This is a genomic window from Nonomuraea sp. NPDC003707 (genome assembly GCF_053587055.1).
On record NZ_JBSFNK010000004.1, the window covers coordinates 599,848 to 625,593 of the forward strand.

Below are 25,746 nucleotides of genomic sequence, written 5' to 3' on the forward strand. Positions count from 1 at the left end.
AGGCGAGCGGCGGAGGGGACCGCTCGCCTCGGCTGATGGCTTTTGCCGAGGGATGCCCAGTTTCCCGCAGAGAACAGTGGTAATGACGGGAAAGTGGCACCTATCGGGCGGTTACCGGCGGCAGTGGCGCTGGGCACACTCTTCAACCCCCTGAACTCGTCCATGATCGCCGTGGCCCTGGCCAGCATCGAGGCCGAGTTCCACGTGGGCATCGCGGCCGTGACATGGCTGGCCGCCGGGTTCTATCTGGCCGGCATCCTCGTTCCGCCCGTGATGGGCACGCTGGCCGACAGGCTGGGCCCGAGGCTGGTGTTCTGCGCCGGGCTGGTGACGATGGCCGTCACGGGCGTGCTGGCCGCACTGGCCCCCTCGTACCCGGCGCTGGTCGGGATCAGGCTGCTGCAGGCGTTCGGGAGCTGCGCGACGATGCCCGCCGGGATGGCGATCGTGCAGGCCGTGATGCCGGGCGAGGACGGGAGGCCGCCGCCGCGCGTGATCGCGACGATCTCCATGGTGCTCACCGCCAGCGCCGCCGCCGGTCCGGTGCTCGGCGGGTTCCTGGTCTCGTTGTGGGGGTGGCGGGCGATCTTCCTGGTCAACGTCCCGCTCGCGGCCATCGCGCTCACCGCGGCGCTGCGCTGGTTGCCCAAGGTCCGCGTGGACGGCGCGAACCACGCCCTGCTGCCCCGGCTGAGGCCCGGGCTGCTGGCCACGTGCGGCCAGTTCGCCCTGGTCAACGTGGTGTTCTACTCGGCGTTCTTCGTGGTGCCGCTGTGGGCGCAGCGCTCGGCGGGACTGCCCGCCCACATTGCCGGCCTGCTGGTCCTCCCCATGGCCGGGCTGGCGATCGTCATGACGCCGGTCGCGGTGGCGCTGGCCGCGCGGGCGGGGATGCGGACCGTGCTGGTGGCCAGCGCGGCGCTGCTGCTCGCCGGCTCCTGCCTGGTCCCCGCCGTCGGCCCCGTCTGGCTGGTGCTGGTGGCGGCGGGGCTGCTGGGGGTGGCGTCGGCGCTCAGCCAGTTCGGGCTGAACTCGCTGGTCTTCGTGCACGCCGGCAGGAGCGAGACCGGGGTCGCCGTGGGGTTCTTCCAGTCGTCCAGGTACGTGGGCGCCGCGACCGCGTCTACCCTGCTCGGCGTGCTGTTCGACGGCGGGGGCATGGGCCGCAGCGGATGGACGATGGCCGCCGTGTCGGCGGTCGTGCTGGTGGGCGGCGCGCTCCTGCCGGTCAGGCGGCCGGCTCCCGCGGCCACCGGCGGGGATCGGTCAGGCCCTTGAGCCCCTTGCTCACGTCGTACCCGGCCGCGCCGAGACGCTCCCTGGCGGCCCGCAGCATCTCCCTCGTGGCCGGCATGAACGCGTGGTCGTGCACCGGCTCCGGCAGCGAGTTCATCCCCAGCCTGAACGCCCTCAGCGCGGCCGTGACGGTCGAGCGCGGCACCTCCGGCAGCGCCCCGTACATCCGCCTGGCCCAGTCAGGCAGCGTGTAGTAGCACAGCGCGCCGAACGGGAAGTAGGCGGGCTTGCCCGCCGACAGGAGCCTGAGCTCGTGCGGCAGCCTCGGCCACATCAGGAAGCGCACGGCCGAGGCCGCCTCCTCCGTGACGCGCAGACCGGCGCGCACCTGTTTGAAGTAGGCGTCCATCTCCGCGCACGAGCCGGGCACGTCCTCGGGGTGCAGGCCGACGTACGCGGCGCTCTTGCGCTGCTCGTGGAGGTAGCGGTCGGCCTGGCCCTCGGTGAGGCCCAGCCCGCCGCGCCTGGCCACCTCCAGGTACGACGACACCTCCGCGCAGTGCACCCACAGCAGCAACTCGGGATCGTCCACCCGATGGGTCCGGCCGGTGTCGGGATCGTGGATGCGCAGCGCCTTGTGGATGCCGCGCACCCGCCTGCCGATCTCGTCGGCCTGCTCCGGGCTGCCGAACGTCACCCGCCCCACGAAGTCGGCCGTGCGGCGCAGCCGCCCGAACGGGTCCTCCTGGAAGTTGGAGTTCTGCCAGACACCGCGCATGGCCAGCGGGTGCAGCGCCTGCAGCATGAGACCGCGTACGCCACCCACCCACATCGACCGGTCGAGATGCACCTGCCACGTGGCGCTCTGCGGTGGCTGCGCGACGATGTCCTCGATGTTCGCCATAGTAAGTAAAGAATTACATGGCATTGGACCTGGTGTCCAAATAGTGTTTCTCGGCCGCGTTCCAGAACCTCACCAGCGCCGCCGCCGTCGTCTCCGGCGCCTCGACGGCGGGCGAGTGGACGGCGCCGGGCACGACCACGGACTCGGCCCCGAGCCTGGCCGCCATCTCCGACTGCGCCTCGGGCGGCCACCCGTCGTCGTGCTCGCCGTACAGCACCAGCGTGGGCACCTCGACCTGGCGCAGCTCGTCGGTGCGGTCGTGCATGCCCAGCACCTGCTCGGCCATGCAGGCCAGCGCGATCGGAGAGTTGGTGAGCAGGCGCTTGCGCAGGAACGCCAGGATCTCGTCGGACACGTCGTTGGACAGCGCCTCGGGCTCCAGCCGGTGGTGCCACACGTGCTCCAGGCCGAACGCCTGGACCTCTTCCATGATCTTGCGGCCGTTGACCGCCCGCTTGCCCTCGATGCCCGAGGGCCCGGACCCCATCAGCGTGAACGAGACGAACCTCGTGCGCCCGTCGATCACCGCCTCCCTGGCCACCAGGCCGCCGAAGGAGTGGCCCACCAGGTGAACGGGATCGCCGCCGCCGATGATCTGGGCGAGCGCGTCGACGTCGGCGCCGAGCGCGGGGCAGGTGTAGGCGGTGGGGTCGTCGGGGCCCGGCGTCTCGTACTGGCCGCGCAGATCGACGGCGATCACCCTGCGTCCCGAGTGGGCCAGGGTCATCAGCACCGCGAGGAAGTCCTCCTTGCTGCCTGTCAGGCCGGGGACCAGGAGGGCGGGCCAGCGCTCAATCACACCACTGACCGGGAGGGCCTCCAGGACCGCGAACGTGCCCTGTGGCGTTTCGATCTTCTGTGGTGCGACGCCAGGAGGCAGATCGAGGAATCGCGGCGTACTCACGTGGGGCAACAATACCCAGAGGTCAGCGGCTCGACACCGTCATGGGCATCACGCAGGGCAAACGCGGCCCTTGCCGGAAGCCCCCCGGACGCGCCCAGAGCGCCTCAGGAGGGCCCGCGGGCCTCTTACCCAGAAGGCGCGCACCCGATGCGGGTACGCGCCTCCCAGGCGGTGCTCAGACGGCGCTCAGCCCGTGCGGCGGCGGTTGCCGCCCCCGCCACGGGGCTGGCGGCGCTGCTGCTTGCGCTCCGTGGCCGCCGACGGGGCGATGTCGTCGTCGTCCGAAGCCAGGTCGGGCGACTGGAAGATCACCGTGAACGGGTTCGGCGGGACGATCCGCTCCTGCTCCGTGCGCACCGGCGGAGGCGGCGTCGAGAGGAAGCTCGGCGCCGGCTCGCTGACCGGAGGAGCGGGCGGGGCCTCGGCGACCGGCACCGGGTCGGCGGCGCGGCGGGAGCGGGTGCTCTTCGCCGGCGCCTCCTCGACGGTGTCGGCCTCAGGGGCCGCCGTGACGGCGGCGGCCCGCCGCGACCGGGTGGCCTTGACGGGTGCCTCGGGTGCCTCCGCGAGCGCCTGCTTCGACCGGGTGGCCTTGACGGGCGCCTCGGGGGCCTCGGCGAGCGCCTGCTCGATGGCAGACGAAGCCGCCCCCCTCCGCGTACGCGTCCGCTTCGGCTCGGCGGCCGCCTCGATCTCGTCCGTCGAGAAGATCGCGGGAGTCTCCTCCGTCTTGGCATCCACGAGCTCGACCTCCTGAGTCTCGACGGCTGCGGTCTCAGCCAGCTCCTTGCCGCCACGGGTGCGGCGGCGCTGGCGCGGCGTACGGGCAGGGCGCTGTTCGCGCTCTTCGCGCTCGTCGCGGCGACGGCCGCCACGAACACGTGCCCTGCCGGTCTCCCCGAGATCCTCGAGGCGCTCCGCGGACAGCCCCGCACGCGATCGGCTCGCGTGCGGCAGGACGCCCTTGGTGCCCTCGGGGATGTTCAGCTCGGAGTAGACGTGCGGCGAGGTGGAGTAGGTCTCCTCGGGCTCGGCGAACTCGAGCCCGAGCATCTGGTTGATCATCTTCCAGCGGGTCAGCTCCTCCCACTCCACGAACGTGACCGAGATGCCCGTGCGCCCGGCCCGGCCGGTGCGGCCGATGCGGTGCACGTACGTCTTGTCGTCCGTGGGGCAGTCGTAGTTGACCACGTGGGTGACGTCGTCGATGTCGATGCCACGGGCCGCCACGTCGGTGGCCACCAGCACGTCGATCTTGCCGTTGCGGAACGCGCGCAGGGCCTGCTCGCGCTGGCCCTGGCCGAGGTCGCCGTGCACGGCCGCCACGGCGAAGCCGCGCGTGTCGAGCTGTTCGGCGACCATGTCGCAGGCCCGCTTGGTCTCGCAGAAGACCATCGTGAGCCCGCGGCCCTCGGCCTGCAGCAGCCGCCCGAGGATCTCGATCTTGTCCATGCGGTGCGCGCGCCACACGAGCTGGCGCACCTGCGGCGTGGTCTCACCCTCGCCGCTCTCGTGCTCGGCGCGTACGTGCGTCGGGCGGTTGAGGTACTTACGGGACAGCGTGACGATCTCGCCCGGCATGGTCGCCGAGAACAGCATCGTCTGCCGCTGTCCGGGGATCAGGTTGAAGATCCGCTCTACGTCGGGCAGGAAGCCCAGGTCGAGCATGCGGTCGGCCTCGTCGAGCACCAGGGTCGTGACCTGGCTCAGGTCGAGGTGCTTCTGCTTGACCAGGTCGAGCAGGCGTCCGGGGGTGCCGACGATGACGTCGACCCCGGCCTTGAGCGCCTCGATCTGCGGCTCGTACGCGCGCCCGCCGTAAACGGTCAGAACCCGGGACCCGAGCTTGCCGGCGGCGGTGACGAGGTCTTCGCTGACCTGTGTGGCCAGCTCGCGGGTCGGTACGACGACGAGCCCGCGGGGCTTCTTGCGGTTCTTGCGCGGCTTGCCGATGCTCTGGAGCATGGCGATGCCGAACGCGTAGGTCTTGCCCGTGCCGGTGCGCGCCTGGCCGATGAGGTCCTGGCCGCTCAGGGCAAGCGGGAGAGCCATCTCTTGGATGGGGAACGGTGTGACGATGCCCTCGGTCTCGAGGGCATCGGCGATCTCAGGTGTGACTCCGAGGTCTCGGAAAGTCGTCAGCGTGGCCTGCCTCAGTTCTCAAATGAAGGCGGGCCTGCCGGGACCGACGGGCATGAAATAGCCCTCGTTACGTGGGTCCTCGCGGTAGAGCCAGCCCTCTCGCGTCATCAGCGACCGCGCACCCGGAAGTGGGGGTATTCGGGAGAAACCCCCGAATTTACACAGTGCGGTCGCACTTTCACAGAGCAGTGTACTCGATACCACAACGCTGGCCGAGCTTACGTATGTTCCCGAAGATTCACGGAAGTACGCTGCCACTCATCAACTACCACCGGCCGAGGCCGGTGGCTTGCTCTCACGGTCCCGTCTGGCTGAAGGGAGGCCGGTAGCGTGTGGCTGGTTGACAGCAGCCCAGCCCGCAGCGCCGCGTGCGGCGATGTTGCGGGCCGCGATGTGGTCGGCGTGCCCAGCGAGGCCACACCCGGTGCAGGCGAACCGGCCCCGCGCGGGCCGATTCGCTCTGGCGACGCACCCGCACTGCGGACAGGCCTGCGAGGTGTAGGCGGGGTCGACCAGGAGGAAGGCGATCCCGGCCCGCGCGGCCTTGTAACGGGTGAACGCGATCATCTGGGCGAACGCCCAGCCGTGCAGGGTGCGCCGCTGGAACCGATGAGCCCTTACCCGCCCGCGGATGCCCCGGAGATCTTCCAGGGCGATCCCGCGGCCGGTGCGTTCGGCTTCGCGCACCACGTGTGTCGAGAGCTGGTGGTTGAGGTCGGTCATCATCCGGTGCTCACGCCCGGCCAGGCGGCGCAGCACCCGCCGCGCCGCACTCGTGCCCTTCCTCTGCAACCGTCGGCGTTGCCGATGCCGCCGCTCCCGCAGCGTGCGGACATGGCCATTGCCGGCGATCGGACCGGCCAGCGCAGGGCCGGGCAGCACCACACCATCGCTGGTGACCGCCAGATTCGCCACCCCTTGATCCACCCCCAGGAAGCCGTTGACCGGCTCTCTCACCGGTGGCTTGGGCAGGGTGACGGCGACCTGCAACAGCCACACGCCGCGCCGGCAGATCAGGTCGGCTTCCCCAACGGGAAGGGTCCCGATGGCCTTCAGATCCTCTGGTCGCCCGGTGTAGGGCACGATCACGCGGCCGGAGGGGGTCCACAGCGACACGGTCCGGGCGTCACGGTTCCAGCTCATCATGCGCGCGTCGTAGGGGACGGCGCCGTGCGGGCGGAAGATATGGGCGCGCTTCTTGGTTGCGCACCGGTTGGCGTAGGCTCCCGCAACTCGGGCGACGGCCCGCACGGCCGCTTGGGCGCCAAGCCCGGCGAAGTGGGCTCGGGCCGGGTGGTAGGCGAGCCGGTGCAGGTCGAGCACGGTGAAGGTGTGGCCGTGCCAAGCCAGACGCGAGATGAAGGTAGCCGCCTGATTGCACAGCCGGATGGCGGCGGTGAGGGCGTTGGCCTGGGGTGGGGTAGGCGCGATCCGGAGCTGAACCACCGAGGGCAAGCCTTCGCACTTGGTGGTGGAGCGGCGGATGGCCATCGGACACCTCCTGTCACCGCAACCTCACGTACCAGTCATGTTACTTCCTGTTACCGACGTTCTCCATAATCTTTTCGAAAGGAGGGGTGGCGCTTCCTTCCGGTCCTGAAGGTCCGGGCTCGGGCGCCACAATTCAAATGACGGAATCTCCAGGAGTAGTCGATCTGCTCGGGGTGCTCGCCTACGCCGAGCTCAGTGCGTACGCGCGGATGACCGAGGACGCCGCCACGCTGGCGCCCTCGCTGGCCGACCGCGCGGCGCTGAGCGAGCTGGCCGTGACCGAGTACGCCCATTTCCGCCTGCTGCGTGACCGCCTGGCCGAGTTCGGGGCCGATCCCGACGAGGCGATGTCGCCGTTCGTCGGCGCGCTCGACGCCTGGCACACGCAGACCAGGCCGGCCGACTGGCTGCAGGCGCTGGTCAAGACGTACGTCGGGGACGGGATCGCGCTCGACTTCTACCGCGAGGCGGCCAGACACCTCGATCCCTCGATCGCCAAGCTGGTGGACGAGGTGCTGGTGGACGAGGGGCGCTCGCAGTTCGCGGTCGAGCGGGTCAGGGCCGGGATCGAGGCGTCGCCCGCGGTCGCCGGACGGCTGGCGCTGTGGGCGCGCCGGCTCGTCGGCGAGGCGCTGAGCCAGGGGCAGCAGGTTGCCTCGGCACGGCCCGAGCTGGCGCTGTTGCTGGTGTCGGGGGAGGGTGCCGCCGATATTTCCCGACTTTTCGCGACGTTGACGGAGGCCCACAACAAACGCATGGCCACCCTGGGCCTCTGACCGTCCCCGAACACGGCCCCCGAAACCACCGGGACGGCGATGGTTGCCATGCGGGCCACGGCTAGCGTTGCGCCATCCCGGCCGCTCCAGTGGCGCCGAGGTGGCTGTGGGGCCGTTGCGCCGCTCCCCGCACGCCTTCTCGCCGACGCAGCGCTGAGGGCGTGCTTTTGGGGTGGCCGGTGGTGCGCACCGCCCCGCGAGCCCGGGGCGATCGGGCGCGGTCGCCATGCGCCGACCTCTCGCAGCCGCATCGCCCCACGGGTGCGGGGCGATCGCCGGGGGTGGTGGCAAGCCCTGGGAGGGGTACGGCGGGTGAGCCGTACCCCCAGGTCAGGAAACTCCTAGAGGGTGCCGCCGAACCCGACGGGCCGGGCCTGGTCCTCACCGATCTCAATGAAACCGATCGAGGCCACCGGCACCACCACCCGCCTGCCCTTCACGTCGGTCAGGGCGAACACGCCACGCTCGACCGACAACGCGTTCCTGATCTCCTCTTCGACCTGCTCAGCGGAGAGTTCGGTCTCGACAACGATTTCGCGGTGTACGGAGCGTACGCCGATCTTGACTTCCATGTGGCTCCCTAGTCGACGGGCTGGCTCACTCCCATCGTGGCGGCTCGAACCCGGGAAAGGGGCAAATGATCGCGCCCAGCGAACGGGTTATGCCGTACGCGGAAAACCGCTGATGCCGCGCCAGGCCAGCCGGGCCATGAGTTGTTCGGCCGCGTCCTTCGGGATCGAGCCGTGCTGGGTCACCCAGTAGCGGGCGCTCACCTCGGCCATGCCGACCAGCCCCACACCGAGCAGGTGTGCCTCGTCGCTGGTGCAGCCGGTGTCCTCCTGGATGAGCACGGAGACCATCTCCGCGCACTCCTGCAGCGAGCGTTCCACGCGCTGCCGCACCGGCGCGACGTTGCGCAGGTCGGACTCGAACACCAGCCGGAACGCCTCGCCCTGCGTCGAGACGAAGTCGAAGAACGCGCTGAACGTGGCCTGCACGCGGAGTTTGTTCTCGTGGGTGGAGGCCAGCGCCTCCCGGCAGCGGTTGACCATGTCGTCGACGTGGAGGTCGAGCAGCGCCAGGTAGAGCTCGAGCTTGCCGGGGAAGTGCTGGTAGAGCACCGGCTTGCTGACCCCCGCACGATCGGCGATCTCGTCCATGGCGGCCGCGTGATAGCCGTTCTCCACGAACACTTCCTGCGCGGCGCTCAGGAGCTGCCGGCGGCGGGCGAGTCGGGGCAGCCGGGTGCCCCGGGGCTTCGCGTCCGGGGTTGCGGTCACGCGGGTCTCCATAGGTCTCTCAGCGGGCTGTGCGGACATCCTACGTGCGGGCAGAGCAGATGTTCATTGCCTTGCTCCGCTCCCCGGTCCGGGCAACGGCGCTCCTCAGCGCCACGAGGCGGGCTCGGTCGCCGCGGAGCCGTACTCAGCGATATTCGTCGTCGTCGAGATCCACCACGCGGTCCTGATCGGCCGCGTCGGCGGGGTCGACGTCGAGCGGCAGCTCGCGGCGCTGCCTTCCGGCGCTCTGGCGGATCTCGAAATGCTGCTCCGCGGCGTCGGCCTCGGGCGTCTCGATCGACAGCTCTGCCTCGTCCTGGTCGTAGGAGAGCTCGTCCGCGCGTGTGTCCATCTCCGACATCTTCTGGTCCCCCTCTTGGTGTGGACGGCACCAGCCTACGCCCGGCCGAAAAGGTCGCCGCGTTTCTCCACTCTGGCGAGTACGTCGGCCGCCGTGAACACCAGCTCCTCAGGCCGTTCGCAGCCCTCGACCTCCGTCCACCTCAGCGGTGTCGAGACGGTCGGCAGTTCCCTGGCCCGCAGCGAGTAGGGCGCCACGGTGGTCTTGGCCGGGTTGTTCTGGCTCCAGTCGATGAACACCTTGCCGGGCCTGGCCTTCTTCGTCATCACGCTGACGACCTGCCGGGGGTGCTCCTTCTCGAGGAACTGGGCCAGCCTCTTGGCGTACGCGGAGGGCTCCTCGCGGCCGTCCCAGCCGGCGTACAGCTGCATGCCCTTGTTCCCGCTGGTCTTCGGCAGGGCGGTGAGCCCTTCGGCCGCCAGCACCTCGCGCAGCATGAGGGCCACCCGGCAGCACTCGACGACGGTCGCGGGCGGGCCGGGATCGAGGTCGAACACGAGCGTGTCGGGCGGCAGCGCCTCGCCGTCCTCGTCGACGCGCCACTGGGGCACGTGCAGCTCGAGCGCGGCCAGGTTGGCGTAGTAGACCAGCGTGGGCAGGTCCTCGATGACGGCGAAGTCGATGGCCTCGCGGTTCTTGGTGCTGCCGGGGACGGGGAGCTTGACCCGCCTGACCCAGTCCGGGGTGTGGTCGGGGGCGTTCTTCTCGAAGAAGGACTGGCCGCCGACGCCGTTCGGGTAGCGCTTGACGGTCAGGGGTCTGCCCCGGAGGTGGGGGAGGAGCACGGGGGCCACGCGGCTGTAGTAGTCGATGACCTCGGCCTTGGTGAAGCCGTACTCGGGGTAGAGGACCTTGTCCAGGTTGCTCAGCGTCAGCGCTCGCCCGTCGACCTTTACCGGCACCTTCGCCGGGCTGTTCACAGCGTCACCTCCGAGGGGAGCTTGTCGGGGCGCAGACCACGCCACACGGGGTGGCGCAGCCGCTGCTCGTCGGTCCACATCGTGTAGGCCACCTCCCCGACCAGATCCGGCCTAACCCACCGATTTCGCCACGGGACCGCGTTGCTGAACGGGCTGTGCGGGATCTCCAGCGGCCGCATCCGCCGGTGGAGCTCGTCGAGCACGGTGTCGGTGAACCCGGTCCCGACGTGCCCCACGTACGCGAGCCCCCGATCGGTGAACATCCCCATCACCAGCGAGCCGATCCCGCCCGCCCGGCGCCCCTTGCCGGGCTTCCAGCCGCCGATCACGACCTCTCCGGTGCGCAGGTGCTTCACCTTGATCCACCACGGGGACCGGGTGCCCGGCCGGTAAGGGGAGTCCAGCCGCTTGGCGACCACACCCTCCAGGCCCTGCTCGGAGGTGGCCGTGAGCAGGTCGGAGTCGCCGGGGAAGTACGGGGGCGCGCCGACGTCCAGCTCGTCGAGCAGCGCCCGCCGGTCGCGGTAGGGCAGGTCGAACATCGGCGTGCCGTCCAGATAGAGCAGGTCGAACGGCATGTACGTGATGGGGTACAGCTCCAGCATGACCGGCTCGGGATCGGTCAGGTGCATCCTGTGCTGCAACCGCTCGAAGCTGGGCCGGCCGCGCTTGTCGAGCGCGACGACCTCGCCGTCGATGATCGCGTTCTTGATCCCGAAACCGGATATTTCCGGATACCTCCGCGTGTATTCGACCCCGTGCCGCCCCGTCACCCTCAGTCCGCCGTCAAGATGGACGACGGCGCGGATGCCGTCCCACTTGACCTCCAGTCCGTACCTCTCGCGATCGGAGGGTAGTTCCCCAGGTACGGCCAGCATCGGTTCGACGGGGTATGGCATTGGTTGCCCCATGACGGGTATGTGCCCATTGGCGAACGATTGAGAGCTGAGGAGCGACCATGCGCAGCATCTGGAAGGGTGCGATCTCCTTTGGCCTGGTCACGATACCCGTCAAGCTCTACTCCGCCACCGAGCAGAAGGACGTGACGTTCCACCAGGTCCACCGCGAGGACGGCGGCCGGATCCGCTACAAGCGCGTGTGCACGCAGGACGGCGAAGAGGTGCCGTACTCCGACATCGCCAAGGGCTACGAACTGCCGACGGGCGAGATCGTCGTGCTCACCGACGAGGACTTCGAGGATCTGCCGCTGAGCACGTCCCGCAGGATCGACGTCCTCCAGTTCGCCCCGGCCGAGCAGATCGACCCGATCTACTTCGCCAAGTCGTACTACCTGGAGCCCGACGCGCAGGGAGCGAAGCCGTACGTGCTGCTGCGCAACGCCCTGGAGAGCTCGGGCCAGGTGGCGGTGGTCAAGGTGGCGCTGCGCCAGCGCGAGTCCCTGGCCACGCTGCGGGTACGGGACGGCGTCTTCGTCCTGGAGACCATGCTCTGGCCCGACGAGATCCGCACGCCGGACTTCGGCTTCCTCGAGGAGGACATCGAGGTACGGGCTCAGGAGCTCCAGATGGCCGAGTCCCTGATCAGCACCATGGAGTCGGACTTCGACCCGGGCGAGTACCACGACACGTACCGCGAGGCGCTGCAGCAGGTGATCGAGGCGAAGGTGGCGGGCAAGGAGGTCATCCCGGCCCGCGAGGAAGAGGAAGCCGGACCGGCGGTCGACCTCATGGCCGCGCTGCGTGCCAGCGTGGAGGCCGCTAAGCGGGAGCGGGAGGGCGGGGCCGCCAAGCCCAAGAAGGCCGCCGCCAAGCCCAAGGACGAGGAGAAGGCTCCCGCCAAGCGCAAGCCCCGCAAGACGGCCTGAACACTTTCAGAACCTCTCTCAGCGGTTCCGCATGCCTCCGTAAGGGAGGCGCTCCACGGCCTCGCCGACGCTTCTCACTTTGAGCCCCGGGCCGCCTTTCTAGCCGCCAGGTGGGGTTTTCGTGCTGCCCTCAGGGTCTCCTCGACGCCATCGCCGAATGGGACATATCCGGATAAGTCATGTCATTTCGCTCTATAAATCTTTAATGCAAGCAATAAGATTGTTAATGCATAGCAAAACCGGCTAGGTGCCGTTTGTTGGGCTGCTGTCTGGAAATGACACATCATGGATGGCTCTTCGGCAGGCGTCCAAGACCTCTTTCCGGGATAACCGGAAATGTCGAGAACGGGGCAATCGATCCTTTAGGGGGAAAACGCAATGCCCAAGCTCAAGACTGTTTTCGCGGGTCTCGCCGTCAGCACGGCGCTGACCGGTGGCGTGGTAGCCGCGGGCGCGGCCACGACTTCGGCCAGCGCCGGCGCCGCCGCTCAGGTCAAGTCCGCCGCCTCCGTCCTCGCCAATGGCTGCGGCGGCGGGGGCTGGCGCCGCTGCGGCTGGGGCGGCGGCGGCTGGGGCGGCGGCTGGGGCTGGCGTCGTCACCACCAGAACAGCCGCGTGCGGGTCAACGTCCACAACCGGAACATCAACATCAACCGGTTCGAGCGCGAGCGCGAGCGCGACCACCACCACAACAACGGCGACAGCTGGTCATAGCCGTGTGCTGACGGCGCGGGGATGACCGCGTTCTCGCGGTTGGGGGATTTCCCCGCGCCTCCACGGCGGCCTTTCGAAAAGGGCTCCCCAGACCTCAGGGCTGGGGAGCCCTTGCTGTGTCCGGATCTATGTGAGGGTGCGGCGTTTGCGCAGAATCATGGGGATGTCTGTGGTGGGCCAAATGACGGCAATTCCAGTTTGCTTGCTGTTTCAGCCGGAAATATGCATGATGCGGATGATTCGTTAAGGATCATCCGGGGCGTTTCCTAGTCGATCGGGTTTTTGGGATTGGCCGGGAACGTGAGGAACGGGGCAATCGAACCTGTAGGGGGAAACGCAATGCCCAAGCTCAAAAGTGTTATGGCCGGCCTCGCCCTGAGCACGGCCTTCTCCGGCGGCGTGGTCGGCGTGGGCGCGGCCATGTCCGCGGCCGACGCGGCGACCCAGGTCGGCACCGCCACCTCCGTCCTGGCCAAGGGCTGCGGCGGCGGCGGGGGCTGGGGCCGCTGTGGCTGGGGCGGCGGCTGGGGCGGCGGACGCTGGGCCAACTGGCGCCACCACCGCATGCCCCGCATCAAGATCATCATCATCAACACGAACCGCAACCGCAACGTGCAGCAGCGCATGGACGAGCGCAACGAGATGGACCACCACGAGGACAACAACCAGCCCACGTGGCAGTAGAGCTCACCGCACAGGCGAACCCGTGGCGCGGGCCGCGCCACACCAGGAGTCCCCTGAGCGATGAAGCTCCGGCCACGCCGATCGAGTGCCCGTATTCACCGGGTCCCGACGTCTGCCCCGACAGCGACGACGTCGACCCACCGAATACGGGCACTCGACGTGTCTCCTACCGCCGGCGCCCGAAGACGGTCCCGGTCGTGGCCAGTGGGGGGCCACCCCCGAAGAGGGCCGGACCGCCCTCTTCTCGGGGAACGGACGGTCCACGGCGATGACGGCCGGCGCCGGGGGACAGGGGCGCTCGGCTTGTGGGGGGGGCGCATGAGACGGGGCGATGACCGTAGAAAACAGAAGTGAGTGCCCGTATTCGCTTGGGCGGCGCCGGTCGGAGGGTGGCGCCGGTCCCGATGAATACGGACACTCGTTTGGCTGGGTGGAGTGTGATTGCTCGGGGACTCCGCCCGCTACGGCGGCCTCAGAGGCGCGCCAATGCTCAGCTCAGTGTCTGAGTCCTACCACTCCTCACCACGGTGGCCACCGTTGATGTTGTGGTTCTGGTTGACGATGACGATCCGGACCCGGGCGCCCCTGTTGTGACGGCCCCAGCCGCCGCCCCAGCCGCGACCGCCCCAGGCCCAGGGGCCGCCCCAGCGGCCGCCCCAGCCCCCGCCGCACCGGCGCCAGCCCCCGCCGCGGCAGTTGCCGGCGAGGACGGGGGCGGCGGACTTGACCTGGACGGCCGCGCCGGCCGGCGACGTGGCCGCGCCCGCGGCTACCACGCCACCGGTCAGCGCCGAGCTGACGGCGAGACCCGCGATAACACTCTTGAGCTTGGGCATTGTTTTCCCCCTAAAGGTTCGATTGCCCTGTTTCACGCCCCCCGGCGCAGGCGGATACAGATCCGGCCGCATCGGCGAAACGCTACGGACGATTCCTAGGAAATCTCCCGCACACTGCATATTTCCGGACAAATCACCAGCAAACAGGGACTGCCGTGATTTGGCGGACCGCAGACTTCCTCATGGCCGAAACAAAAGATTCCACCCCGCATAGCCCCGTCCTCTGCCGTACTGGTATAAGTCCGCCGGCACCGCCGCCTCGCCGTACAACGCAGTGAGGGCTCCCCCGGCCAAAGGCCGGGAGAGCCCTCACTGAGCCCCCCGCGGAAGACGAGAAGATTGGACCCACCCGAAGGTGCGGACGTTCATCCTCCCGCCATTAACACACGGTTTTGTTACCAGGTACGCCGGCGGCGCTCCGGCCTGTTGTCGTTGACGTTGTCGTTGCGGATGACGACGCAGACCTCGCCGCCACGGCGGTGGCGACCCCACCAGCCGCCGCCCCAGCCGCCGCCCCAGCCGCCGTGGTGACGGCGGCACTGCCGGCGGTGACGGTCGCGGTCGCCACGGTCGATGACGATGTTGCGGCCGAGGTCGTCATCGAGAAGGCCGTCGTCGATGCCGTCGATGCCGTCGTCGATGAGGATGGATGAGGTGTTGAGCTTGATGGCGTCGGCGCTGACCGCAGTGGTGGCCGCGCCCGCGCTGACCATGCCGCCGGTCAGCGCCGTGCTGACGGCGAGGCCTGCGATAACACTCTTGAGCTTGGGCATTGCGTTTTCCCCCTAAAGGATCGATTGCCCCGTTCTCGACGTTTCCGGGTACCTGAAAACAGGTCTTGGACGGCTGCTGAAGAGTCATCCATTGAATGTCATTTCCGGGGCGACGGGCGGGCAAACTGGAGAGACCCTATTTTGCTATGCATTAACAATCTTATTGCTCGCATTAAAGATCTATCCAATGAAATGGCATGATATGTCCGATTGTGGCGCAATTGATAAGGCGGCCACGCATGGCAATGCTCGCGCGCCGGCCTGGCCTGTCGTCATCGGCCATGCCGGTTCTGCGAGTGGTGATTTGCCTGCTGCGGTGCCGCCCCCGGACCGATGAAAGTCCGCGAACATATCGATGGCCATTACCCCGGACGCTTCGCCGACGCCCGGCGTCATTGTTCGGAGGACGCCATTGTGCGTCCTCCGAAAATGTCTCCCGCTTTTTGCGGCACCCGGCGGTGGTGCGTTCGAGGCTGGTCTGTCCCGCCATTAACGGTGCGTTCCTCGACCGTCACGCTAAGTGCTGCTGGTTGTCATGCTTTCCGACCTTGGTGCGCCATAAACGATGAACGGTGCCTTTTGCCACACTCTTGGCATGCGATGAGATCGATTAGACCTCTAAGCCGCGATATATGGCGATATGTCCGAACACGGCGATGATCGCCACCGATCCGCCCGCCGGCCCGGATCCGGGTGCCGCGCCGGGCCCCGAGACGCCATCGCCGCCGCCGGGGATCGCATCAGCGGGGTGTTTGAGGCATGTGTGACGGTGTGTACCTGATGCCGGAAAAGGTGATGTAAGCGGGCTTCTGTACGGAATACAGACCTCACCCAGACGGGGTGGTTATCGTTGAGAGAACGAGAAGGAACGGGGGGGAGGACGCATGATGGCGAAGCCGGTCCCGGACTGGCCGGGTCGCATGATCGGCTCGGTGCACGTCCGATCGACGAGTGACCACAGGGGACAACGCGAGCAGGCCGTCTTCGTGCACGGCCTGGCCGGGTCGGCCACCAACTGGACCGACCTCATGGACGAGCTCAAGGACACGGTCACCGGCCACGCCCTCGACCTTCCGGGCGCGGGCTTCTCGCCCGCCCCGGCCGACGGCGACTACACCGTCGCCGGCCACGCCAGGGCCGTGGCCGAGCTGATGGAGCACACGGGCCCGGCCCACCTGTTCGGCAACTCGCTCGGGGGCGCGGTCGCCGTCCGGGTGGCCGCCACCCGCCCCGACCTGGTCCACTCGCTCACCCTCGTCTCCCCGGCCCTGCCCGACCTGCTCCCCAGGTACGGCCCCGTCCGGGTGGCCGCCGCCGCGGTGCCCGTACTGGGCGAATGGGTGGCGAGCAGGCTCCGCCTGGTGCCCGCCGAGCACCGCGTCAACGCCTCCGTGGCCATGGTCTGGGCCGACACCGACTCCGTCCATCCCGTACGCCTGCGCGACGCGATCGACGAGCTCCGCAGGCGCGACGACCTCCCCTACTCCGGCGAGGCCATGATCGGGTCGGCCAGGGGCATCGTGGCCGAATACTTCCGCCGCGGCGAGGACAACCTGTGGCGCCAGGCGGCCAACGTCAAGGCCCCGACCCTGATCGTGCACGGCAGGCATGACCGGCTGGTCCGGCCCGCCATGGCCGCGAAGGCATACCGTACGTTCCCGCAGGTCCGGCTTGTCTTGCTGCCGACGGCGGGTCACGTGGCGATGATGGAGATGCCGCAGGTCGTGGCGGCGGAAGCACGCCGTCTGATCCGTGAGACTCGATTGGGGAATGCCCCACTCGCCAGCTAGGTTTCAAGGTGAGATAGGACCCCCTGGAACGGGAGCGTAGAAAGTGTCGTTGCCACCGCTGGTCGAGCCGGCCGCAGAGCTGACCGTCGACGAAGTGCGCCGCTACTCGCGCCACCTGATCATCCCCGATGTGGGTATGGCGGGGCAGAAGCGGCTGAAGAACGCCAAGGTGCTGTGTGTGGGCGCCGGGGGCCTGGGCTCGCCCGCGCTGATGTACCTCGCGGCGGCGGGCGTCGGCACCCTCGGCATCATCGACTTCGACGTGGTCGATGAGTCCAACCTGCAGCGCCAGATCATCCACGGCCAGTCCGACGTGGGCAGGCTGAAGGCCGAGAGCGCCGCGGCGTCCGTCCGCGAGATCAACCCCCTGGTCGACGTCGTCATCCACAACACGGCGCTGACCACGGAAAACGTCATGGAGATCTTCTCCGGCTACGACCTCATCGTCGACGGCACCGACAACTTCGCCACGCGCTACATGGTGAACGACGCCGCGGTGCTGCTCGGCAAGCCGTACGTCTGGGGCTCGATCTACCGGTTCGACGGCCAGGCCAGCGTGTTCTGGGCCGAGCACGGGCCCTGCTACCGCTGCCTCTACCCGGAGCCCCCGCCTCCCGGCATGGTGCCGTCGTGCGCCGAGGGCGGCGTGCTCGGCGTGCTGTGCGCGTCGATCGGCTCCATCCAGGTCAACGAGGCCATCAAGCTGCTGACGGGCATCGGCGACCCGCTGGTCGGGCGGCTGATGATCTACGACGCACTGGAGATGAAGTACCGCGACGTCAAGGTCCGCAAGGACCCCGAGTGCGTCCTGTGCGGCAAGAACCCGACGGTCACGCAGCTCCTCGACGACTACGAGGCCTTCTGCGGCGCCATCTCGGACGAGGCCGCCGAGGCGGCCAGCGGCTCCACGATCACCGCGGCGGAGCTCAAGGGCATGCAGGACCGCGGCGAGAGCATCTTCCTCGTCGACGTCCGCGAGCCCAACGAGTACGAGATCGTCTCGATCCCCGGCGCCACGCTGATCCCCAAGGGTGAGTTCCTCAACGGCTCCGCCCTGGAGAAGCTGCCGCAGGACAAGCGCATCGTGCTCCACTGCAAGTCCGGCGCGCGCTCGGCCGAGGCCCTGGCCATCGTCAAGAACGCCGGGTTCTCCGACGCCGTGCACGTCGGCGGCGGCGTTCTGAGCTGGGTCAAGACCGTGGACCCGAGCCTGCCCTCCTACTGATGGTTTCCGGAGTGTTATCCGGAAGGCCCGGTTAAGGTCGGTGGCGTGAACACTGCCCGTCCGTGGCCGACGCTCGTGGTGGCCTCCGCGCTGACCCTGGTCTGCGCGGTGGCCGCCGGGGTGTCGGGCAGCGCGGCGGGCACGGAGCTCACCCGGGGCCCCAGCGCCGCCGAGCTCCAGGCGGCGGCCAGACGCGAGGTCGCCGAGCGCTGGCGCACCTGGCCCGGCGGACGTATCTTCCCCGCCACATTGCCGTACTCCGCCGAGCAGGGCGGCCGGGAACGTGCCAGCCGGATCGGCATCTCGCCCGGGACCGCCTGCGACCCGGTCGACCCCAAGGCGGTCAGGGCCCTGCGCAAGGCGGGCTGCAAGGGCCTGCTGCGGGCCACCTACATCGACGCGCTGCGCGGCGTGCTCGTCACGATCGGCGTGGTCGCGCTGCGCGACGAGCCGGATGCCGTACGCGCGAAAGCCGCCTTCTCCGACAGCGGCAAACCCGTGCCGGGCCTGTACCCGCTGGCCTTCAGCGGCACGGTCGCCGACCGCTTCACCCTCGGCGTGCGCCAGGCCGGCTCGGTGCGGCAGGCGGGGCCGTACCTGGTGCTGACCACGGCGGGCCAGGTGGACGGCCGGCCCGCGGACGCGGCGGACGAGCAGCGGCCCTCGATCTTCGCCTTCGCGACCGAGATCTCCGAGCGGGTGCTGACCGACCTGAGCACGCCGCGGATGCCCGACTGCACGGCCGAGGAGTGGCGGTGCTGAGCCGGGGCAGTACGGGGGTCATGCTCAGGCGGGGAACGGCGGCCGTGGCGGCCGGGATGCTGCTGTACGCCGCCGCGCCGGCGTGGGCGGACGACGTACGCGGCGGGCAGCGGCCGGTCATCAAGACGCTGGCGCTGACCCAGGCGTGGCGCACCAGCAAGGGCGGCGGCGTGACGGTGGCGGTGCTCGACTCCGGCGTCGATCCGCACCATCGCGACCTGGCCGGCTCGGTGCGGGTGGGCAAGGACTTCACCGAGGGCGCGAACCCGCCGGGGGTCGCCCCGAGCCGCCTGCACGGCACGTACATGGCCTCTCTGATCGCCGGGCACGGCCACGGCGATGGGGGAAATCTGGGGATCATCGGCGTTGCGCCCGAAGCGGACGTACTGTCAGTAAGAGTCATCCTTGAGGACGAGGAGCCGGGTTTCCGGGAGTTCAACTCGGCGGAGCGCTTCGAGGACGTGGTGGCCCAGGGCATTCGCTACGCGGTGGACGAGGGTGCGGACGTGATCAACATGTCGATCTCCAAAGAGCTGGCGACCAGGGAGGAGCGGGCGGCCATCCGCTACGCCATCTCCAAGGGCGTCGTGCTCGTGGCCGCCGCCGGCAACGACGGCGACCGGAAGATCGACGGCGACTTCGCCCCCTACTCCTATCCGGCCGCGTTCCCCGGGGTGGTCTCGGTGGGGGCGACGGACCGGCGGCTGCGGCGGGCCACGTTCTCCAACTGGAACTCCTCCGTGCTGGTGGCCGCCCCGGGCGTGGACATCATGGGCGCGGGTCCGGGCGACGAGTACTGGGTCGGCAGGGGCACCTCGCAGGCGACCGCGCTGGTCTCGGGCATAGCCGCCCTCATCAAAGCCAAATATCCGGGCATGTCGCCGCCGCTGGTGGCTCGCGCCCTGACGGCCAGCGCCACCGACAGGCCCCCGGGCGGGTATGACACCGGCACCGGCTTCGGCGTCGTGAACGCGGCCAGAGCCCTGTCCGAGGCCCGCAAGCTGGCCGGCTACACCGAGACCGCCGCGGGCGACCAGGCCCACGACCCGGCCGCGCCGCTGGCCGGCGGCCGGACGGCCCCCATCCAGGTCATCGTCAGGGACGAGAGGCGTGTCACCGTCTACGCGGCCGTCGCCGCCGCGGCGGCCGTCGGCGCGTTCGCTTCCCTGGGCGTCATATTCATCCTGGTCAGGCGCGTACGTCGGGTGTACAGCTCACAAGACGCATGATCCGCCTACTAAGGGGGACGAAATAGACACGGGACGCCAACGGCTCCCCAGCCCGCCCCACGCAGTGAGGCAACGGGCAGGGAGGACGGCGAGGATGAGGCGGTGGTGAGGGCTCGTAGGTCGACTTCAGGGCTACCGCGTTCCGAGGGCGGGGCCACGCCGGAACGGAGGAATCCGCTCGGCGCCACCACCGGCCGGCGGTCGCGTGTGCGTACGTGGCCGGCCGCGGGTTCACGTACGCGTGCGGCCGCCAGGGACCGTGTCGAGAGGGAGGCGCTCCAGCAGGGCGTCCGGTACCGGCGCATCTTCGTGATGCTGCTGAGCGTCATCGTGGTCGTGTCGTCCGTGGTCGTGCTGCTCGGCACGGTCGGCCTGTTCGCCGAGACCCGCTCGCGCCCCCTGACTCCCTCCGAGCAGAACCAGTACAAACAGGAGGAGATCGCCAGGCGCTGGCAGGCGTGGCCGGCGACGGGCGTCTTCCCGGAAGAGGTCAAGTACCTCGGGCTCGACCGGGCCCAGCAGTACGCCAGGCGCGTCGGCATCGCCCCCGAGACCGAGTGCGGCAAGGGCGTGGACGCCTCCGTGGCCGGGGTCCTGGAGAACCACGGCTGCGTCACGGTGCTGCGGGCCACGTACGTCGACCAGACGGCCTCGTTCGTGATCACGGTCGGGGTGGCCGTGCTGAAGGACGAGGCGTCCAGGGTCTCGGCGAGCGAGGAGCTCACCCAGGACGACCGCGTGGGCGTGCTGCCCGTCGCCTTCCCCGGCACGGTGACCGAACGCTTCGGCCCCGACCAGCGCCAGCGCACCGGCTGGGTGGGCGCCGGGCCGTACATCGTGTTCTCCACGGCCGGCTACGCCGACGGCCGGACCAGGGCCGCGATCCCGCCGGAGGAGATCCTGCACTCCGAGCTGTGGCCGGCCGCGAAGTCCGTCGGCAACCAGATCGCCTACTTCCTCGCGGACCCGCCCAAGGTGCCGCCCTGCACCCAGGGGAACGTGTGCTAGCGACCGTACGCGCGCTCACCGCGGCCCTCCTCGTACTGGTGGGACCCACCGCCGACCCCGTGCGGGAGCAGCAGCAGTGGGTGCTCGACGCCCTCAACGTCGAACAGGCCTGGACCGTCACCAAGGGCGAGGGCGTCACCGTCGCCGTCGTGGACAGCGGCGTGGACGACCAGGTCAAGGAGCTGAAGGGCCGGGTGACCGCGGGCCCCGACATGACCGCGGGCGCGGTGGCCAAGGAGACGGCGCCGGGCCGGCACGGCACCGCCATGGCCGGGCTGATCGCGGCATCGGGGCAGGACGACGGGCTGGTCGGCGTCGCCCCCGGGTCACGCATCCTGTCGCTGCCCATGGTCACCGACGACAACCCCGAGCTGGGCGTCCCGCCGCTGGACGACGAGGAGCAGACCTCGGAGAGCCCCCTCGCGCGGGCCCTGCGGTACGCGGCCAACCACGGCGCCAAGGTCATCAGCATGTCCATCGGCTCCTACGGCCCGCTCAGGTCCGAGCGCGAGGCCGTCTCGTACGCGCTCGGCAAGGGCGTCGTCCTGGTCGCCGCCGTGGGCAACGACGGCCTGACCAACTACGCCAGGGAGAACGGCACCTCCTACTGGAGCTTCCCGGCCGGCTATCCGGGGGTCATCGGCGTGGCGGCCACCGACAAGCAGGGCAAACGGGCCACGTTCAGCAGCGACAACCTCTCCGTGCTGGTCGCCGCGCCCGGCGTGGGCGTGCCGGTGGTCAAGCGCAAGAGCGGCTACGAGCTCTCCGAGGGCACCAGCTCGGCCGCCGCGCTCGTGGCGGGCGTGGCCGCGCTCGTCAAGTCGCGCTATCCGGACCTGCCGCCCGAACAGGTCGCCCAGGCGCTGGCCTCCAGCGCGCGGGGCCGGCCCGCCCCGGGATACGACGACCAGACCGGGTTCGGGGTGGTCGACGCGGCCGCGGCGCTCAACGCCGCCGAGCGGCTGACCGGGGAACAGCGCAGCGTCATGTCAGGTCAGGACCACTTCGGGCAGGGCGAGGACTCACCCGTGCCGACCAGGCCGGGGCCCGATCCGCTGCGGCTGTGGTTGTACGGGGGAGGCGTGCTGGTCGCGCTGGTCATGTTCTGCGGCGCGATCATCGTGCTCAATCAGCGCAAGGAACAGTAAAGATCCGCTATGGTCCCGCGTCATGGGATACGAGCTGCGGGTGGTGCGCGAGTCGCCACTCGCCTTCGCGGAGCTCGCGAGGGCCATCGCACCGGCCGGTTTCGGGCTGCGCGGAGATGATGAGATCGTGGCCGCGCACAGGGGCGGCACGCACGCGGTGGCGCGCTGGCAGGGCCACCTGGTCGGCGAGCCCGGCTCCGACTGGCAGGTCGCGCAACTCGTCCGGCTCTCGGCCGCGCTCGGCGCCCGGCTCGTGGGCGAGGACGGCGAGGTCTACGCGCTGCGCGACGGCGTCATCGAGGTCGTGACGGGCGGCAGCGCGATGGAGATCGGCAAGTTCGAAGAGATCATCGAAGCGGGCCCGGCGGCATGGACCCCCTGAACCCCTTCGCCGAGCGGGTGCTCGACCTCGTCGAGCGCATCCCGCCCGGCAAGGTCATGGCCTACGGCGACATCGCCGAATGCCTCGGCGAGGGCGGCCCCCGCCAGGTCGGCAAGGTGATGTCGACGTGGGGCGGCGGCGTGCCGTGGTGGCGCGTCGTCCACGCCGACGGCACCTGCGCGGCCCCTGACCACCTGCAACGCTGCCTGGCCCATTGGCGCGAGGAAGGCACCCCGTTACGGGGCGAACGGGTGAACATGAGAGAAGCTCGCTGGGACGGGCCTTCAGCGGATTTTCAGTAAGGGTCATGACCTGCCGTTTCGCCGAACCGGCGAATTTGTGACATGTGACTCGCATTACCATGGGCAGAACACTGAATGGCGGCCCGAAAGGCGGTGCCACCCCAATGGCCACCGGCGTCACAGCCCAGAGCCAGGGCGGCGATTCGCTCGCCGACCGCCTCAAGGCTGTCCAGGATCTTTGCGATCGTGGAGAGCCCCTCGAAGCGGTCATGCGAGCCGTCGGCCCCGGCGGTCGCGACGCGGCGTACGACACCGAGGTGCTGAGCGGCCCACTCGGGTCCCGCATGGACCTCGCGGTCAAGCGCGGCGCGGCACGGCGGCGCGAGATGCTCGACCTCGTCCGGCCCTACCTCGCGGCCGTGGACGCGCGCGTCAAGCACGACCTGCCGGTCGCGCGGCGTGTCATATGTCACCTGATCGAGCACCGGCCCGACGAGGAACTCGTCGAGGGCGAGACGCTCGCCAAAGTCGTGACGGCCGCCGCCGAACCGTCCAAGCGCATCCGCAAGGGCCTGCGCTGGTACGCGGACCTGCCCTTCCGCGACGAGCTCTCACCTGACCTCTACCGGCTGCGGCGTGCCGACATGGTGCCGGTGACCCACATCGACGACATCGTCTGGGTCGACGGCAAGCTGCGCGTCACCGGGTTCGCGTACCTGGCGGGGCTCTCCGTCCGCAGCCGCAGGTTCAACTGGGCGACCGTGGTGCTGCGCGGGCCGCGCTGGCTGCCGCCCATCCGCATGCGCACGCGGCGCGTGCTCGCGCCCGAGGCCACCCATGGCGCGCGCGAGCCCGGCTGCAACTACGACTGGTCCGGGTTCAGCGCCGAACTGAGCCCGTGGCCGCTGCGCTGGCGCGGCGCCGTACGCGATGTGGTGTCCGCCGTGCGGCGGCGGATGCGGCACCGCCCGTCCGTGCCCGACACGACCACCTGGCGGGCCGAGATCGTGTTCTGGAGCCGGGGCGCGCGGGCCACGGGCCTGCTGCGCGGCTCCTCGGTCGGCCGTCCCGAGCGTCCCACCGGGCTCAAGCTGAAGCCGGGCCTGTGGATCCGGCCGGTGTGGACGTCCGACCGGGCGCTGCAGATCGTGCTCCAGCCCAACCGGGCCGAGCTGAAGGGCGTGTCCGTCGAGGGCGAGCGCCTGGAGCTGAAGATCTCCCTGCCCGGCCGCACGGTGACCAAGGGTCACGCCCGCCTGGGCGGCCACCGCATCGCCGCCGACTTCACCCCGGCCGGCGACGGCACGGAGGTCACGGTGGGGCTGGCCGTGCCCACCCTGCTGCAGGAGAAGGACGGGCGGCGGCTCTGGGTCGAGCCCAAGGGCGACCCGGCGGCCTCCGTCATGCTCGCCGACCTCGTGGAGACCCGCACGCCGGTGGGCGACCGCGAGATCACCGTGCTCGGCGACCGCCGTGACCGCGTGGTCGTCTCCGCCCACCGCATCCGGCCGGTGATCACCTCGGCCGTCTGGGAGGGCTCCGCGCTCCTGCTGCGCGGCCACTATCCCGACGCCCCGGGCTCCCGCACGCTGACGCTGCGGCACCGCTCCGGGCTGTCCTATCTGCTTCCTATGGAGCGCTCCGGCGAGGAGTTCTCCGTACGCGTCGAGCCCTCGGCCATGGACCGCTTCGGCGAGCCCGTGCCGCTCGCCTCCGGCACCTGGAACATGTCGATCCGGCACCCGTCGGGCGAGATCGTGCCGTTGCGCATGGACCACGCGGCCCTGCCGGGGCTCGACGAGGAGCCGCGCACGCTCGACGGGCACACGTACCGGATGATCTCCACCCGCTTCGACGTGCCGGTCGTGACGGTCGAGGAGGCCCGGCCCGCCGACGAGCGGGGCGTGGCCGGCACCCACGTGCTGCGCCGCGTGTTCTACCCGGCCCAGCGCACCGAGCCGCTGAACGACGCGACCGTCTACGTCGTCAACGACGGCCGCCTCTACGCCGACAGCGTCCGCGCCATCTACGAGGAGCGGCTGCGGCGGGGCGACGACCGCGAGCACATCTGGGTCGTCAAGGACGGCGCCTTCGTGCCGCCCGGCGGCGCGACCGTGATCCGCGCGGGCAGCCGCGAGCACCACGCCGCGCTGGCCAGGTCCCGCCACATCGTGACCAACTCGTTCCTGCCGGTCTGGTTCAGGGCCCGCGAGGACCAGGTCGTGCTGCAGACCTGGCACGGCACCCCGGCCAAGCACATCGGCAACGACCAGTCCCACATGGCGCGCGACCCGAGGCCGCCGATCTGGCACCGCCAGGCGGCGGAGGTGCGCGGCTGGGACCTGCTGCTCTCGCAGTCGCCGTGGGCCACGCCGGTGCTGCGCAAGGCGTTCGGCTACAAGGGCGAGATCCTGGAGAGCGGGCTGCCGCGCAACGACGTCCTCAACTCGCCCGACCGCGAGGCGCTGGCCGCCGCCGTGCGCGAGCGACTGGGGCTCGTGGAGGGCAAGCGGGTGATCCTGTACGCGCCCACGTGGCGGGACTACGACCGCAAGAACGCCATGGTCAAGCTCGACCTCGCCAAGGCGCGCGAGGCCCTCGGGGCCGATCACGAGATCCTGGTGCGGGCGCATCCGATGCAGGCGGTCCCGGCCGTCCCGGACATCGCCCACGACGTCACCACTTATCCCGATATTGCTGACTTGCTGTTGGTGACGGATGTGCTGGTGACGGACTACTCGTCGGTCATGTTCGACTTCGTGTGCACCGGCCGGCCGATCGTGTTCTACGGCTACGACCTGGCCAAATACTCGACCAAGCGGGGGCTCTATCTGGACCTGGCCGAGCAGGCGCCGGGGCCGGTGCTGTCGACGTCGGCCGACGTGATCGAGGCCCTGCGCGACATCGACTCCGTGTCGGCGGCCCACGCCGACCGCTACGAAGCCTTCCGCGCCACCTTCGCCCCCCGCGACGACGGCAAGGCCACGGCGCGCGTGGTCGATCACCTCTTTTCCTAGTCGCCGCTTAACGGGCGGGTCGCTTCCCCGCCCGTTAAGGCCTTCATCCTTTACGGCTGCGCACGGTGGGCCGCACGCGCCGACGTCGGTGGCCGTC

Annotated in this window: 25 protein-coding genes; 14 read left to right on the forward strand and 11 right to left on the reverse strand. The window is 69.8% G+C overall.

Features of this window, described 5'->3' with window-relative positions:
* Positions 1-93 precede the first annotated feature (93 nt).
* Positions 94-1,278 carry an MFS transporter gene (locus tag ACWDRB_RS13625; RefSeq protein WP_449893608.1) on the forward strand — a complete coding sequence of 395 codons (1,185 nt, stop codon included), beginning with the start codon at positions 94-96 and terminating at the stop codon, positions 1,276-1,278.
* On the opposite strand, the gene ACWDRB_RS13630 is transcribed toward ACWDRB_RS13625, so the two are convergent.
* The 4 genes from ACWDRB_RS13630 to ACWDRB_RS13645 form a co-directional block, all read right to left on the reverse strand.
* Positions 1,229-2,140, reverse strand: coding sequence for an oxygenase MpaB family protein (locus tag ACWDRB_RS13630; RefSeq protein WP_449893610.1), 912 nt, complete (start codon positions 2,138-2,140; stop codon positions 1,229-1,231). The two genes, ACWDRB_RS13625 and ACWDRB_RS13630, sit on opposite strands and share 50 nt — an antisense overlap.
* 13 nt (positions 2,141-2,153) lie before the next feature.
* Positions 2,154-3,044 carry an alpha/beta fold hydrolase gene (locus ACWDRB_RS13635; protein ID WP_449893612.1) on the reverse strand — a complete coding sequence of 297 codons (891 nt, stop codon included), beginning with the start codon at positions 3,042-3,044 and terminating at the stop codon, positions 2,154-2,156.
* A 186-nt stretch (positions 3,045-3,230) separates the two neighbouring features.
* The gene (locus ACWDRB_RS13640) at positions 3,231-5,096 is read right to left on the reverse strand and encodes a DEAD/DEAH box helicase (RefSeq protein ID WP_449893614.1); all 1,866 of its coding nucleotides are present in this window, start codon (positions 5,094-5,096) and stop codon (positions 3,231-3,233) included.
* A 351-nt stretch (positions 5,097-5,447) separates the two neighbouring features.
* On the reverse strand, positions 5,448-6,677 hold the full coding sequence (locus ACWDRB_RS13645; protein ID WP_449893616.1) for an RNA-guided endonuclease TnpB family protein: 1,230 nt from the start codon (positions 6,675-6,677) through the stop codon (positions 5,448-5,450).
* A gap of 137 nt (positions 6,678-6,814) precedes the next feature.
* Between ACWDRB_RS13645 and ACWDRB_RS13650 the strand changes: the two genes are divergently transcribed.
* The gene (locus ACWDRB_RS13650; protein ID WP_449893618.1) at positions 6,815-7,453 is read left to right on the forward strand and encodes a ferritin-like fold-containing protein; all 639 of its coding nucleotides are present in this window, start codon (positions 6,815-6,817) and stop codon (positions 7,451-7,453) included.
* Between the two features lie 341 nt (positions 7,454-7,794).
* On the opposite strand, the gene ACWDRB_RS13655 is transcribed toward ACWDRB_RS13650, so the two are convergent.
* The 5 genes from ACWDRB_RS13655 to ligD (ACWDRB_RS13675) form a co-directional block, all read right to left on the reverse strand.
* Positions 7,795-8,025 carry a DUF3107 domain-containing protein gene (locus ACWDRB_RS13655; RefSeq protein WP_364241964.1) on the reverse strand — a complete coding sequence of 77 codons (231 nt, stop codon included), beginning with the start codon at positions 8,023-8,025 and terminating at the stop codon, positions 7,795-7,797.
* A gap of 87 nt (positions 8,026-8,112) precedes the next feature.
* A complete protein-coding gene (locus tag ACWDRB_RS13660) occupies positions 8,113-8,733 on the reverse strand; it encodes a TetR/AcrR family transcriptional regulator (protein ID WP_313043020.1) in 621 nt (206 codons plus the stop codon).
* Between the two features lie 145 nt (positions 8,734-8,878).
* Positions 8,879-9,085 carry a hypothetical protein gene (locus ACWDRB_RS13665; RefSeq protein WP_449893621.1) on the reverse strand — a complete coding sequence of 69 codons (207 nt, stop codon included), beginning with the start codon at positions 9,083-9,085 and terminating at the stop codon, positions 8,879-8,881.
* A gap of 44 nt (positions 9,086-9,129) precedes the next feature.
* Positions 9,130-10,014, reverse strand: coding sequence for a non-homologous end-joining DNA ligase (gene ligD / locus ACWDRB_RS13670; RefSeq protein WP_449893623.1), 885 nt, complete (start codon positions 10,012-10,014; stop codon positions 9,130-9,132).
* The gene (gene ligD, locus ACWDRB_RS13675) at positions 10,011-10,913 is read right to left on the reverse strand and encodes a non-homologous end-joining DNA ligase (RefSeq protein ID WP_449893625.1); all 903 of its coding nucleotides are present in this window, start codon (positions 10,911-10,913) and stop codon (positions 10,011-10,013) included. Before ligD (ACWDRB_RS13675) ends, ligD (ACWDRB_RS13670) begins: the two co-directional genes overlap by 4 nt.
* Positions 10,914-10,972: 59 nt before the next feature.
* Here ligD (ACWDRB_RS13675) and ku point away from each other — a divergent pair, with 59 nt between their 5' ends.
* The 3 genes from ku (at position 10,973) to ACWDRB_RS13690 (ending at position 13,237) form a co-directional block, all read left to right on the forward strand.
* Positions 10,973-11,839, forward strand: coding sequence for a non-homologous end joining protein Ku (gene ku / locus ACWDRB_RS13680; protein ID WP_350725439.1), 867 nt, complete (start codon positions 10,973-10,975; stop codon positions 11,837-11,839).
* Positions 11,840-12,217: 378 nt separating this feature from the next.
* On the forward strand, positions 12,218-12,553 hold the full coding sequence (locus ACWDRB_RS13685) for a hypothetical protein (protein ID WP_449893628.1): 336 nt from the start codon (positions 12,218-12,220) through the stop codon (positions 12,551-12,553).
* Positions 12,554-12,892: 339 nt separating this feature from the next.
* Positions 12,893-13,237, forward strand: coding sequence for a hypothetical protein (locus ACWDRB_RS13690; RefSeq protein ID WP_449893630.1), 345 nt, complete (start codon positions 12,893-12,895; stop codon positions 13,235-13,237).
* 509 nt (positions 13,238-13,746) lie between these two features.
* On the opposite strand, the gene ACWDRB_RS13695 is transcribed toward ACWDRB_RS13690, so the two are convergent.
* Entirely contained in the window at positions 13,747-14,073 is a 327-nt protein-coding gene (locus tag ACWDRB_RS13695) for a hypothetical protein (protein WP_449893632.1), read from the reverse strand.
* Positions 14,074-14,468: 395 nt separating this feature from the next.
* Positions 14,469-14,846, reverse strand: a complete 378-nt coding sequence (locus ACWDRB_RS13700; protein WP_449893634.1) for a hypothetical protein — start codon at positions 14,844-14,846, stop codon at positions 14,469-14,471.
* 884 nt (positions 14,847-15,730) lie between these two features.
* On the opposite strand from ACWDRB_RS13700, the gene ACWDRB_RS13705 reads away from it, so the two are divergent.
* The 9 genes from ACWDRB_RS13705 (at position 15,731) to ACWDRB_RS13745 (ending at position 25,649) form a co-directional block, all read left to right on the forward strand.
* Complete coding sequence (locus ACWDRB_RS13705; protein WP_449893636.1) at positions 15,731-16,636, forward strand: alpha/beta fold hydrolase; 906 nt, start codon at positions 15,731-15,733, stop codon at positions 16,634-16,636.
* A 43-nt stretch (positions 16,637-16,679) separates the two neighbouring features.
* Positions 16,680-17,861, forward strand: coding sequence for an adenylyltransferase/sulfurtransferase MoeZ (gene moeZ, locus ACWDRB_RS13710; RefSeq protein ID WP_350725428.1), 1,182 nt, complete (start codon positions 16,680-16,682; stop codon positions 17,859-17,861).
* Between the two features lie 45 nt (positions 17,862-17,906).
* Positions 17,907-18,623 (forward strand): hypothetical protein, encoded by a 717-nt coding sequence (locus ACWDRB_RS13715; RefSeq protein ID WP_449893638.1) that lies wholly within the window; start codon positions 17,907-17,909, stop codon positions 18,621-18,623.
* Positions 18,617-19,852, forward strand: a complete 1,236-nt coding sequence (locus ACWDRB_RS13720) for a S8 family serine peptidase (protein ID WP_355197137.1) — start codon at positions 18,617-18,619, stop codon at positions 19,850-19,852. Before ACWDRB_RS13715 ends, ACWDRB_RS13720 begins: the two co-directional genes overlap by 7 nt.
* 207 nt (positions 19,853-20,059) lie before the next feature.
* Complete coding sequence (locus ACWDRB_RS13725; RefSeq protein WP_350725422.1) at positions 20,060-20,860, forward strand: hypothetical protein; 801 nt, start codon at positions 20,060-20,062, stop codon at positions 20,858-20,860.
* Positions 20,854-22,008: a S8 family serine peptidase gene (locus tag ACWDRB_RS13730; protein ID WP_449893641.1), complete on the forward strand. Its 1,155-nt coding sequence runs from the start codon at positions 20,854-20,856 to the stop codon at positions 22,006-22,008. Before ACWDRB_RS13725 ends, ACWDRB_RS13730 begins: the two co-directional genes overlap by 7 nt.
* A 22-nt stretch (positions 22,009-22,030) precedes the next feature.
* On the forward strand, positions 22,031-22,390 hold the full coding sequence (locus ACWDRB_RS13735; RefSeq protein ID WP_350725418.1) for a hypothetical protein: 360 nt from the start codon (positions 22,031-22,033) through the stop codon (positions 22,388-22,390).
* Positions 22,378-22,692, forward strand: a complete 315-nt coding sequence (locus ACWDRB_RS13740) for an MGMT family protein (protein ID WP_449893643.1) — start codon at positions 22,378-22,380, stop codon at positions 22,690-22,692. The genes ACWDRB_RS13735 and ACWDRB_RS13740 overlap by 13 nt, the downstream gene beginning before the upstream one ends.
* Positions 22,693-22,901: 209 nt before the next feature.
* Positions 22,902-25,649, forward strand: a complete 2,748-nt coding sequence (locus ACWDRB_RS13745) for a CDP-glycerol glycerophosphotransferase family protein (RefSeq protein WP_449893645.1) — start codon at positions 22,902-22,904, stop codon at positions 25,647-25,649.
* Positions 25,650-25,746: the final 97 nt, after the last annotated feature.